Source organism: Nocardiopsis alba DSM 43377 (assembly GCF_000341225.1).
In the GTDB taxonomy this organism is placed as follows: domain Bacteria; phylum Actinomycetota; class Actinomycetes; order Streptosporangiales; family Streptosporangiaceae; genus Nocardiopsis; species Nocardiopsis alba.
In genome coordinates, this window is the sequence record NZ_ANAC01000015.1 from 23,312 (window position 1) to 35,337 (window position 12,026).

Sequence of the window (12,026 nt, forward strand, 5' to 3'; positions counted from 1 at the left end):
CTAGTCGGTCTCGGGATCGCGGGCGACGGTCCCCGTCTCTTCGCGCTTCTCCTCCGCCAGCGGGGTACGGCCCCTGGCCAGCACCCACACCATGCCCGCGAAGGCGGCGACCTGGAGCGGCCAGCCCATGGCCACCTTGGACAGGCCCAGCAGGGCGAAGGCGTCGAACCAGCCGTTGCTGTCGGCGAGCCAGAGCGGGTACTGCACCAGGACCCGGATCACACAGGGCAGGACCAGCAGCCAGGTGAGCCGGGAGGCCAGCTTGACCACGGCCGGGTTGGCCCGCCAGGAGGTGAAGTCCTCCTTGTTGCCGATGAACGGGCCGATCATCAGGCCGATGGCGGGCCAGCGCACCAGGACCGACAGGCTCAACACCACCGCGTAGACGGCGTTGTAGATGATGCCGGGCAGGAAGGCGTCGGAGGCGTTGCCGCTGCGCATGGCGAAGAGCGCGGCGATGCCGATGCCGAACAGGCTGGTGACGACGTACTGCACCGAGGAGCGTTGGAGGAGCCGGACCACGCCCAGCAGCAGGGCCGCGCCCACACCGAGCATGATCGACAGCTTCAGCTCGGAGAGGACGATGTAGGAGATCGTGAAGGCCAGGGTGGGGATGGCCGCCTCGACCATGCCGCGCTTACCGCCCAGCGCCTCGGCGAGTTTGGCCCTGACCAGCGCTTCGACCGTGCCCTCGGTGACGACGGTGGACCGTTCCCGATCATCGACCCGGTCCGTCTCGCCCGAGGCCCTCTGCTGCTCAGTCACATCCCGCTCCCGCTCCGGTCTCGCTGTATGGGGTCCGACGGCCGCCGGTCATGATGCACCACCCTATGCCAACCGTCACAGGCCGATCCCCCCTTCCGGCCTCCGAGAACCGGCTGCCGGACGTACTCGTCCGCTTTCGCCCCGCCTTGTCGCGTGCGGCTTCTCACGTCCTCGACACCGTCGTCGGCGACGCCCGATCCCTGGCGTCGACCGGTCCCCTTCCGTACCCTGGCGGCCCACCCGCTTCGACGAGGAGGACCGCTTGAGCGCCACCGGAGGAGACCGACCGCCCAACGAGGACCACGCCCGTTTCGCCTCGGCCCTGGAACGCCTGTTGTCGGCGAAGGACCGTTCCCACGTCTGGTCGCCGTACTCGGTCGGCTCGGTCCTGGCCCTTCTGGCCGAGGGGGCCGCCGGACGGACCCGTGAGGAGCTGGCGGCCCTGCTCGCCCCGGTCGGAGGCGACCCCTCCGCCCACCTGGCGGCCCTGGACGCGGCCGTCGAGTCGGCCGACGGCCTGGACCTGGCCGTGCTCAACGGTCTGTACGTGCCCGACGACCTGCGACCGTACCCCGGGTTCGAGAAGGCCGTCCGGGCCCGGGCGGGCGCGGAGGTGGAACGGGTCGACTTCCGCGGCGCCTCGGAGGAGGTCCGCCGGTCGATCAACGGGCGGGTCTCGGAGGTCACCCGAGGGATCATCGACGAGCTCCTCGCACCGGGCACCGTCCACCCCGACGTTCGGATGATGCTGGTCAACGCCCTGTGGGTGAAGATGGTCTGGCGTGACCCCTTCGAGGTGGGGCTGACCGGGCAGCGTCGATTCCACACCCCACGAGGGGCGCGCAAGGTCCCCACCATGCACCGTTCCGGTCGTATGCCCTACGCCGAGCGGGACGGATGGCGGATGGTGAGCCTGGCGGGCGAGTACGACCTCGCCCTGGACGTGTTCCTCGGCGAGGGCGATACCCCGCCGGACCACCGCACGTCGCGCGCGTTGTACGAGGCCCTGCGCCCGGAGCGGGTCGACCTGGCCCTGCCCAGGTTCGCGGTCGAAAGCGACCTGTCCCTGCTCGAACCGTTGGCCGACGACTCGATCGGGGTGCGGACCCTGGCCACCGACGAGGCCGACTTCTCCGGGATCGCCGACGCGCGACTCAAGGTGGACGCCATCGTCCACCAGTCGGTCCTTCGCGTGGACGAGCGGGGCGCCGAGGGTGCGGCCGCCACCGCGGCCGTGATGTTGACGGCGGCGCTGCCGACCAAGGCGAAGCGGTTCGTGGTGGATCGGCCGTTCGGTTTCGCCCTGCGCCGAGGCGAGGCCGTCCTGTTCACCGGAAGGGTGGTCGATCCGGTCGATCCCGGCCCCGCCTCCTGAACCGTCCCGCCCCTCCCCCGTCGCTCCTCTCCGCCCGGCTCAGGGGGCGAGGAAGTCCGCCGTCGTCGAGGCCAGGGTCGTTCTGGCCTCCTCGTCGGTGATCGCCGGCCGACCGTCCCCCGGCTGGTCGCCGTAGGCGCCGAACTGGGCGTGGTTCATGCCCTCCACGGTCGTCGTGACGGCCGAGTCCGGCAGGGCGGGCCGGTGCCCCTCGACCTCGTCGGGGGACAGGAGCCCGTCCCGTCCGCCGGCGACGGAGAGCACCCTCAGGTCGTCGCGGTCGGACAGCTCCGCGGACTCCGTCGCGTAGGAGGCCCACAGCACCAGTCCGGCCCAGTCGACGTCGGTGTCCTCGGCCAGATGGCGGGCGGCGAAGGCCCCTCCCATCGAGTGCCCGCCCAGATACCAGGTCTCCACGTCGGGGGCCAGACCCACCACGCTCTCGGCCCGGGCCCGGTCGAGCAGGGCCAGGTTGAGTCTCAGATCGGGCACGATCACCGTCACCCCGGTGGCCTCCACCACCGGGGCCCAGGAGGCCACGTAGGCGTCGGCCTCCACCCGGGCGCCCGGGTAGAAGACCACCCCGACCCCCGAGGGGTCGCCCGCAGGGGCGATCGTCACCGCCTCCTCGCCCCGGGTCACGTCGACGTTCGGCAGGGCCGTGGCCCGTTCGAGGGGCCCGGGTTCGGCCCGGTGCGGATCGAGCGCCCAGGCCAGGAAGAGGAAGACCCCCGTCGCCACCAGGACGAACAGCACCGCAGCCGCCCATACGAGGGGCCGGGGCCCACGTGACCGCGCCCCTCCACCTTCGCTCATCGTCCCCTCATATCCCTTCCGTGTATCCGTCAGACCTCGAAGACCTCGAACGAGGTGGCCAGCGGGACCCCGGCCCGTTCACCGGCCAGAACCGCCGCCTCGCGCAGGAAGGTCCGCTGATCGAACCCCTCCAACGCCGCCAGGTACACCTCGTGCGCGTCCAGGGAGGCGATGCCCGCGGCCAGGTCGTCCTCGCTCAACTCGACGAAGTGGGTGGGGTCCGGCGCCGCCCCGAAGGCCACCAGACGCACACCCGACCAGGGCTCGGTGCCGTCCACGAGCTGTTCGGGGAAGACCCACCGGTTGGCCGCGTCGCGGACCGCGTCCAGTAGGGCCGGTCCCAGGACCCGGTGGTCGGCGTGGTTGAAGCCGCCCCCGCCGTCGAAGTGCTCACGGAAGTTGATCGAGACGATCGCCTCGGGCCGGTACCGTCTGATCGCCTCCGCCAGGGCTCTGCGCAGCGGCAGCCCGTACTCCAGCATGCCGTCGGGGAAGTCCAGGAACTCCACCTCCGTCGCCCCGACTGCCGCGGCCGAGGCCCGCTGTTCGGCCATGCGCACCGGCGCGCAGGAGCGGGGATCCATCGTGTCGATCCCGGCCTCGCCCTTGGTCACCAGGAGTTCGACCACCTGCTTGCCCTGCGAGGTCCACCGGTGGATCGCCGAGGAGGCACCGAACTCCAGGTCGTCGGGGTGGGCCACCACCGCCAGGAGACGGTCCCAGTCCTCCGGGAGCCGTCCGGGGGCGCCGTTCTCTCTCATCTGTGCCATGCAGGACACATTACGGAACGGAGCGCCCCCGGGCACGTTGTCCACAGGGGCGTTCTCCTCGGTCAGACGGGTGTGGCCCCACCGGTGTCCGGGCCGGAACCGTTGGGCGAACTCCCCGCGTTGCCACGCTGGGCCGCCTGCTGTGCGGCCCGCTGCTTGGCCGCGGCCGCCATCTGTTCCTGGACCTGCTTGGGCACGGTGATGGGCAGCAGCTCGTTGGGGGGCACCGGCTGGTCGCCGCGCACCACCACGATGCCGGCGAAGATCCGCTCCACCTCCGACATCATCTCGGGCTTGGTGGCGCCCTCGCCCCGGATGACGCCGCGCAGCACCCAACGAGGGCCGTCCACGCCGATGAAGCGCACCCGCTGTCCGAGCTGTCGACCGTCCTCGGTCTTCTTCCCCTTGATGGGGATGACCGCCTGGAGTTCGGGGCCGAAGGTGCCGTCGTGGTCCTCGACGCGTCCGCCCTGACCGGTGACCTGAGTACGCAGTTCCTCGCGCATCTCGCCCCACAGGCCGGAGGACTTGGGCGCGGCGAAGGGCTGGACCTGGAGGGCGGTCTTGCCGCGCACCAGGGTCACGCCGATGATCTTCTGCTTGCCCTGGCCGTCCTGGGCGACGTTCACCTGGATCTCGGTGCCCTGTTCCATCGGCAGCAGCATGCTGCCCAGGTCCATCCGCTTGATGTCGGGAGCGTCCTCGGTCGAGTCCCAGGGACCGGTGGGACGGTACCGGTCCTCGTCCTTGACGGGCTGACCCGAAGGACGCTCCGGTTCCACCTCGTTGTCGAACGAGACGGCCCCGGCGGCGCCATGGCGCTCCTTGGAACCGGACTGCTCCCGCCCGGCTCTCTCGGTCTCTTCGTCCCGCTTCTTACGGCGGCGTCCAAACACGCCTTCACCTCTCCGCTTCTTCATGGGTCCCGGGATCACACCGGGGTGTCGGGGGACGGTCACCGCAGCGCGGCGTGGCCCCCGGTCGAACCGAAACCGCCCGATCCCCGCGCCGAGTCCGGCAAGGTGTCGGCCTCGACGAACTCGGCCCGCTCCACACGCTGGATCACCAGCTGGGCGATCCGGTCACCGCGCGACAGCTCCACGGGGGTGCGGGGGTCGGTGTTGAGCAGGGTCACCCTGATCTCGCCCCGGTATCCGGCGTCGACGGTGCCGGGGGCGTTGACGATCGTCAGACCGCTGCGCGCGGCCAGACCCGAACGGGGGTGCACGAAGGCCGCGTACCCCTCGGGCAGGGCGATCGCCAGTCCGGTGGGGACGGTCTCCCGCTCCCCCGGTTCGAGGACGACGTCGACGGCGGTGTACAGGTCCGCTCCCGCGTCGCCCGGGTGGGCGTAGGCGGGCAGCGGGAGGCCGGGGTCCAGGCGACGGACCGTGATCGACACGCGGGTGCCTTCCAGGGATGAGGTACTCACATTCGCCGAGCCTATCGCTCCCGGAACGCTGCCCGGGTGTCCAGCGTGCCGTAACGACTCCTCGCGGAGGTCATGTGGGCGACGGACCGATGAACGATCCCGTACCGACGAGGGCGGGGCGGCTCCGGACCGATGTGGTCCGGAACCGCCCCGCCCGACGTGGTGCGTTCGTTTCGCCCGTTACCCGGCGGCCCCGTCCTCCTCGGCGGGGGGCAGGGTCACCTCGACGGAGAGCTCGCCCTCGTCGGTGGCCCGGAAGTCGATCCCGGCGGCGCGACCGGCCGCGGCGATGTCACCGGCCGCGGCGCGGGCCGACTCGGCCCGCTTGCCGGAGACCACGACGTGCTCGACCTCGGCGCGCATGGACAGCTTGGCCTCGGACTTGGCCTTGCGCACGGCGCGCAGGACCTCGGCGGTGGCGGCCAGGACGGCCGGGTCGCCGTCGGCCGCGACCGCGCGGTACTCGGCCGCGGACGGCCAGGGGCCGGCGTGCACCGAGCCGTCCTGCCACCAGCTCCAGACCTCTTCGGTGACGAAGGGCAGGAAGGGGGCGAACAGCTTGTGCAGCGCGCCCAGGGCGATGAGCAGGGCGGCGCGGGCCGAGGCGCCCTCGGCGGACTCGGTGTCGTAGGCGCGGGCCTTGACCAGCTCCAGGTAGTCGTCGCAGAAGTCCCAGAAGAAGCGCTCGGTGCGCTCCAGGGCCCGGGTGTGGTCGTAGGCGACGAACGCGGCCGTGGCCTCCTCGACCACGTCGGCCAAGGCGGCCAGCATGGCCCGGTCCAGGGGCTCGGTCACCAGGGAGGCGTCGGTGTCGGCGTTCTCACCGGCCACGGACATGACGAACTTGCTGGCGTTGAGGATCTTGATGGACAGCCGGCGGCCGATCTTCATCTGCCCCTCGTCCATGGCGGTGTCGGTGCCCAGACGGCCGCTGGCCGCCCAGTACCGGACCGCGTCGGAGCTGTACTTCTCCAGCAGGGCGACCGGGGTGACGACGTTGCCCTTGGACTTGGACATCTTCTTGCGGTCCGGGTCCAGGATCCATCCGGAGATGCCGGTGGTGCTCCAAGGCAGGGTGCCGTTCTCGAAGTGGGCGCGGACCACGGTGGAGAACAGCCAGGTGCGGATGATGTCCTGGCCCTGGGGGCGGAAGTCCATCGGGAAGACCCGCTCGAACAGGTCCTGGTCGCGTTCCCAGCCGGAGGCGATCTGCGGGGACAGCGAGGAGGTCGCCCAGGTGTCCATGACGTCGGGGTCGCCCATGAAGCCGTTCGCGCGACCGCGCTGGTCCTCGGTGTAGCCCTCCGGGACCTGGGAGCTGGGGTCGATGGGCAGCTGGGCCTCGGTGGGCAACAGCGGCTCGTCGTAGCGCGGGTTGCCGTCGGCGTCCAGCGGATACCAGACCGGGAAGGGGACGCCGAAGAAGCGCTGGCGGCTGATCAGCCAGTCTCCGTTGAGGCCCTCGACCCAGTTCTCGTAGCGCTGACGCATGTGCTCGGGGTACCAGGTGAGCTCACGGCCGCGCTGGAGGAGCTGAGCCCGGATGTCCTCGTCCCGGCCGCCGTTGCGGATGTACCACTGGCGGGTGGTGACGATCTCGAGGGGCTTGTCGCCCTTCTCGTAGAACTTCACCGGGTGGGTGATGGGCTTGGGGTCGCCGACCAGGTCACCGCTCTCTCGCAGCAGCCCGACGGTGCGCTCGCGCGCGGTGTGGACCGTGGCGCCGACCAGCGTGGCGTAGGCCTCGCGGCCGGCCTCGGAGTCGATGCCCTTGGGCGGGTCGGCGATGATCCGACCGTCCCAGCCGATGATGGGGCGGGTCTCCAGCTGGAGCTCGCGCCACCAGGTGACGTCGGTGGTGTCACCGAAGGTGCAGATCATGGCGATGCCGGACCCCTTCTCGGGGTCGGCGAGCCGGTGCGCCTTGACGGGGACCTCGACGCCGAAGACCGGGGTGGTCACGGTGGTGCCGAACAGGTCCCGGTAGCGCTCGTCGTCGGGGTGGGCGACCAGGGCGACACAGGCCGCGAGCAGCTCGGGGCGGGTGGTCTCGATGTGGACCGGGGTGCCGTCGGGCTTGTGGAAGGCGATCTCGTGGTAGGCGCTGGGACGCTCGCGGTCCTCCAGCTCGGCCTGGGCGACGGCGGTGCGGAAGGTGACGTCCCACAGGGTGGGGGCCTCGGCCATGTAGGCCTCGCCGCGGGCCAGGTTGCGCAGGAAGGCGCGCTGGGCGGCCGCCCGGGAGTTGTCGTCGATGGTGGCGTAGGTGTGCCGCCAGTCGACGCTCAGGCCGAGCCTGCGCCAGATGCCCTCGAAGACCTTCTCGTCCTCGACGGTGAGCTCGTCGCACAGCTCGATGAAGTTGCGACGGGAGATGGGGATCTGTCGCTTGGCGTCGGGCTTCTCCGGCGGGCGGAAGTCCGGGTCGTAGGGGATCGACGGGTCGCAGCGCACGCCGTAGTAGTTCTGGACGCGGCGTTCGGTGGGCAGACCGTTGTCGTCCCACCCCATCGGGTAGAAGACGGCCTTGCCGTTCATGCGCTGGAAGCGCGCGACGGTGTCGGTGTGCGTGTAGGAGAACACGTGCCCGATGTGCAGCGAGCCGGAGACGGTGGGCGGCGGGGTGTCGATCGAGTAGACGTCCTCGCGGCCGCGGGTGCGGTCGAAGTGGTAGACGCCGGACTCATCCCATACGTCCACCCACTTCGCCTCGATACCGTCCAGCGAAGGCTTGTCGGGCATGCGGAAGGAATGAGAGCGGTTGGCCATGAGGGCAATGTTAGTGCTCTCGGAGCCATGGTCGCTCCCGCTTTCCGGCACCGTGACCGGGGTCGGGAGGTGGTCGCCGCCTTCGGCGGGGACACCCGGCCGCGCGGGCGCTGCGCGGGACCGGCCCGGCGTGACAGTATTCCTCACGCAGACGGTGCGTATCGGCACGCACCATCGTACGCACAAGGGAACGGTGAACGATTCACATGGCTAAGAAGGACGGTGAGGTCGGACCGGTCGTCCTCGGACTCGTCGCGGGCTTCGCGGCGGAGTTCGTCACGCGCAAGGCGCTGACCTTCGCCTGGACCCGCGCGACCGGTGAAGAGCCCCCGACGGACCTGGAATCGCCCGAGGTGAGCCTGGGGCGCGCCCTGAGCTGGGCCGTGGTCGCCGGTGTCGGGGTCGAGGTGGCCCGCGTGCTGGCCGTACGCGCCGCCCGCAAGCAGTTGACCGGGGGCGGTTCCCAGGAGAGCGGCTCGTGAGCCTGAACGCTCCCTCGTGACCCTCCCGGCGCGAACGGGTGGCGGTGGACGGCTCACCCCACCGGGGTCCTCCCGGTGTGGGGTCGGCCGTCCACCGCCCGCGGGTCCCTACGCCACCACCGTGCGAGCCCCCGTGAACGGTGGTGACGTCCTCATCGTGCGGCCGAGGGCGGATCCTCGAACGGCGGGCCCTCGGAAGTTCGGACTCGGCGTGCCCGGTAGGAGGACACGCCGGGTCTCGCCGCCCACCGGTCGATGATGTTCGAGGCCGCACCGGCCCCCGTCCCTGACCCCGTGACCGTCCTGGGACCGTCGGGGGTCGGGGATCCCGTATCCGCCCGTATCAGGCGCATTCCTTGCAGACGAGCTGTCCGGCGCGCTGCTCCGCGAGCTGACTGCGGTGGTGCACCAGGAAGCAGCGCGAACAGGTGAACTCGTCGGCCTGGCGGGGAAGCACACGGACCGCGAGCTCCTCGCCGGACAGGTCGGCACCGGGCAGTTCCATGCCCTCGGCCACCTCGTCGGGGTCGACGTCGATGGTGCCGGTGCCCTTGTCCACACGCCGCGCCTGCAGTTCCTGGAGGCTGTCCTCGTTGATGTCCTCGTCAGTCTTGCGCGGGCTGTCGTAGTCGGTGGCCATCTCTGCTAACTCCATCCCCCTCGTTTAGTGCCTCGTCGCGCGGGTGTAACGCTTGAGAGACCTTCGTTGTGCCCGATTCGGCCGATGAGTTATCCCGATGTTCGCGAACGGTGCCCCCTCCCGGGTCACTGTTCGCTGGTCGGTAGCACTTTCCTGGGAATGTGACCGAAGGCGGCCAAGGTTCCGTGGCCCCTCACGCGTCGTTCCTTCGTGTACTACCCAACGTCGGGCGTCTCCTAGACCTGAAAAACGCGTTCGCGCCCATATGCCGGATCGGTGTGAACACTCCCCCGGATATAAGCGAAAACCAAGACATGCCCACGTCAGGAGGGATTCCCTCCGTGTCCACGCCCGGGGAAGCATACCCACCCCGAGTCGAGCCCCGTGACAGGGGTGGGCGTGTCTTCGGACACGTATAAATACCACGAAGCGGAGTCGGACGCAGCTTGGAGACCCTTCGGGGTGCGAACGGGTCGTGGAAAGGGCGTCGGCGGACGTGGGGGCGGGGGAAGGACGGAGGTCAGCGACGCTCGTTCCCCTCGCCGCCCGGTCCGGGCGCGGGCGGCAGACAGACGGTGATGACCAGACCGCCGCCGGCACGGGGCCAGGCGGTGACCACGCCCTCGTGCGCGCGGACCACCGAGCGCACGATCGACAGGCCCAGACCGGCGCTGCGCCCGGAGCCCACACGGTCGGCGGAACCCCGCCGGAACGGCTCGAAGAGCCCTTCGATCTCGTAGGCGGGGATCACCTTGCCCGAATTCTCCACCTGGACCGCCGGCATGCCCTCGTACATACCGCTGCGCACGGTGATCTCACCGTCGTCGACGTTGTACTTGAGGGCGTTCTCCACCAGATTGGCGACCAGGCGTTCCAGCAGGACCGGGTCTCCGACGACCGTCGCCGGGCGCAGGTCGCGCCGGATCGACAGACCGGAGCGGTCGAGGTCGCCGGAGAGCTGGCTGAGCACGGTCTCGGTGACCTCGCCCAGGTCGACGCGGGCCTTGACCTCCAGCTCGCGGTCGCTCTTGGCGAGGAAGAGGAGCCCCTCGATGAGGCGTTCGTGGCGGGCGTTGGTCTCCAGGAGGGTCTGGCCGACCGTCTTGAGGTCGGCCGACACGTCGGGCGCGCTCAGGGCCACCTCGAGCAGGGTGCGGTTGATCGCCAGGGGCGTGCGCAGCTCGTGGGAGGCGTTGGCGACGAAACGACGTTGTCCGTCGAAGGCGCGGTCCAGGCGTTCCAGCATGCCGTCGAAGGTGTCGGCGAGTTCGCGGATCTCGTCGTCGGGCCCGGACAGGGCGATGCGCTCGTGCAGGGAGCGTTCGGAGAGGCGACGGGCGATGCGGGTGATCTTCTGCAGGGGGGACAGGGCCCGCCCGGCGACCGCGTAGCCCAGGGCCACCGCCAGCAGCCCCACCAGGAACAGCGCCAGGAGCGAGAAGCGGGTGACGTGGGTGAGGACCTGCTCGATGTGGTGGCTGTGCTCGATCAGCTCGGCCAGGCTCTCCTCGGCGAGGAGGGCGTTGAGCAGGACCGCGACGACCAGGTAGTTGACCAGGACCAGCAGGGAGCCCGCCGCGAAGAAGAGCATCCCGTAGATGAGCGTGAGGCGGGCGCGCAGGCTGAGGTTGTCGGTGAAGCGGTGGACCGTGGCGTGGGCGGCGGAGCGCTCGGTCGTCTGACCACCGGGGGCCACGGAGTTCAGGCTCCGCCAGGTCCCCGTGTCACCGGGGCGGGTGGCCTCCACCTGCCCCGGTTCCGGACGCTCGCCCGGTCTCACAGCCGATACCCCGCGCCGGGGATCGTCTGGATGACCTGGGGGCCGCCGAGTTTCTTGCGCAGGGTCATGACGGTGACCCGTACGACGTTGGTGAACGGGTCGGCGTTCTCGTCCCAGGCCTTCTCCAGAAGGCCCTCGGCGCTGACCACGGTGCCCTGGGCGCGCATGAGCACCTGGAGGACCGCGAACTCCTTGGGCGTCAGCGAGATCTCGTTCCCGTCCCGGTACACCTGGTGGTTGGCCGGGTCCAGAGTGATGCCGTGACGTTCCAGGACCGGTGGCAGGGGCGGCGCGGAACGACGCCCGAGGGCGTGCACACGGGCGACCAGTTCGGGGAAGGCGAAGGGTTTGGCGAGGTAGTCGTCGGCGCCCAGGGTGAGCCCCTCGACCTTGTCCTGGACACCGTCGGAGGCGGTGAGCATCAGGATGCGGCCGTTGTAGCTCTCCTCGACCAGGGAGCGGGCGACGTCGTCGCCGTGGGTACCGGGCAGGTCGCGGTCGAGTACGACGACGTCGTACTCGTTGACCGCCGTGTACTCCAGGGCGGTGTCACCGTCGTAGACCACGTCCACCGCCATGGACTCCCGCCGCAGTCCGACCGCGACCGTGTCGGCCAGGACCCGTTCGTCTTCGACCACGAGTACGCGCAACGTTGTCCTTCTGGGGGGTTCGGCACATAGAACAAAAAAAGGGGGCCGCTGCCGGCGCATCCCCCAACACACCGGCAGCGGCGTTCTTGGTCCCGGCCGCGTCATCCGTTCTCCCACGGTCGGGGTAAGGACACGGTAAACCCGAAGGCCTTCATTCGCGTCCTCGCCCCCGTACGAGACGGGCGCTGGGCCGGGAGTCTCACGACCCCTGTTGTGTGCGGGGTGGCCGACGCCGACGAATCCCCCAACCGTCGGCGACGACTCAACCCCGCACATCTCAAATCTGACACATCAAGAATAAGAAACAAGTAAGCACAGGAGCCTCAGGGAAAATGTGTCGTGGGACACTCTTGCCCCACGCTTCACCTCCCTTCGCGGAGCGCCGCGTTCACCCGTGGCCTCGGCCCGCGCGAGGGGTCCGTGCTCCACTCCGGTCACGAAGGGATCACACGGGGGACCCGAGGTTTGACGCGCGTCACAGTGCGGTAGAGGTAGAAGGCACGCGTGGACACCGGATTCCGACTCCGGACCGCGACGAGCGTTCGTG

At 70.1% G+C, this 12,026-nt stretch carries 11 protein-coding genes; 2 read left to right on the forward strand and 9 right to left on the reverse strand.

The features are described 5' to 3' along the window. A complete protein-coding gene (locus D451_RS0117065) occupies window positions 1-765 on the reverse strand; it encodes a DUF3159 domain-containing protein (protein ID WP_017535344.1) in 765 nt (254 codons plus the stop codon). Window positions 766-1,027: 262 nt separating this feature from the next. On the opposite strand from D451_RS0117065, the gene D451_RS0117070 reads away from it, so the two are divergent. Next, window positions 1,028-2,140, forward strand: coding sequence for a serpin family protein (locus D451_RS0117070; protein WP_017535345.1), 1,113 nt, complete (start codon window positions 1,028-1,030; stop codon window positions 2,138-2,140). Between the two features lie 39 nt (window positions 2,141-2,179). Here D451_RS0117070 and D451_RS0117075 read toward each other — a convergent pair whose 3' ends face one another. The 5 genes from D451_RS0117075 to valS all read right to left on the reverse strand — a co-directional run bounded on the left by D451_RS0117075 (window position 2,180) and on the right by valS (window position 7,927). Then, a complete protein-coding gene (locus tag D451_RS0117075; RefSeq protein ID WP_017535346.1) occupies window positions 2,180-2,896 on the reverse strand; it encodes an alpha/beta hydrolase in 717 nt (238 codons plus the stop codon). Window positions 2,897-2,985: 89 nt separating this feature from the next. Continuing rightward, window positions 2,986-3,726, reverse strand: a complete 741-nt coding sequence (locus tag D451_RS0117080; RefSeq protein ID WP_026125137.1) for a PIG-L deacetylase family protein — start codon at window positions 3,724-3,726, stop codon at window positions 2,986-2,988. Between the two features lie 62 nt (window positions 3,727-3,788). Continuing rightward, window positions 3,789-4,622, reverse strand: a complete 834-nt coding sequence (locus D451_RS0117085) for a DUF3710 domain-containing protein (protein WP_014910394.1) — start codon at window positions 4,620-4,622, stop codon at window positions 3,789-3,791. Window positions 4,623-4,681: 59 nt separating this feature from the next. After that, window positions 4,682-5,158, reverse strand: a complete 477-nt coding sequence (dut, locus tag D451_RS0117090) for a dUTP diphosphatase (RefSeq protein ID WP_026125138.1) — start codon at window positions 5,156-5,158, stop codon at window positions 4,682-4,684. 180 nt (window positions 5,159-5,338) lie between these two features. After that, window positions 5,339-7,927 (reverse strand): valine--tRNA ligase, encoded by a 2,589-nt coding sequence (gene valS / locus D451_RS0117095; RefSeq protein WP_017535348.1) that lies wholly within the window; start codon window positions 7,925-7,927, stop codon window positions 5,339-5,341. Between the two features lie 206 nt (window positions 7,928-8,133). Here valS and D451_RS0117100 point away from each other — a divergent pair, with 206 nt between their 5' ends. Beyond that, window positions 8,134-8,409, forward strand: coding sequence for a DUF4235 domain-containing protein (locus D451_RS0117100; protein WP_014912301.1), 276 nt, complete (start codon window positions 8,134-8,136; stop codon window positions 8,407-8,409). Window positions 8,410-8,752: 343 nt separating this feature from the next. Here D451_RS0117100 and D451_RS0117105 read toward each other — a convergent pair whose 3' ends face one another. The 3 genes from D451_RS0117105 to D451_RS0117115 all read right to left on the reverse strand — a co-directional run bounded on the left by D451_RS0117105 (window position 8,753) and on the right by D451_RS0117115 (window position 11,479). Continuing rightward, window positions 8,753-9,049: a DUF4193 domain-containing protein gene (locus D451_RS0117105; RefSeq protein WP_013153901.1), complete on the reverse strand. Its 297-nt coding sequence runs from the start codon at window positions 9,047-9,049 to the stop codon at window positions 8,753-8,755. Between the two features lie 520 nt (window positions 9,050-9,569). Further along, a complete protein-coding gene (locus D451_RS0117110) occupies window positions 9,570-10,829 on the reverse strand; it encodes a sensor histidine kinase (protein ID WP_026125139.1) in 1,260 nt (419 codons plus the stop codon). Further along, on the reverse strand, window positions 10,826-11,479 hold the full coding sequence (locus tag D451_RS0117115; protein ID WP_014909606.1) for a response regulator transcription factor: 654 nt from the start codon (window positions 11,477-11,479) through the stop codon (window positions 10,826-10,828). The genes D451_RS0117110 and D451_RS0117115 overlap by 4 nt, the downstream gene beginning before the upstream one ends. Window positions 11,480-12,026: the final 547 nt, after the last annotated feature.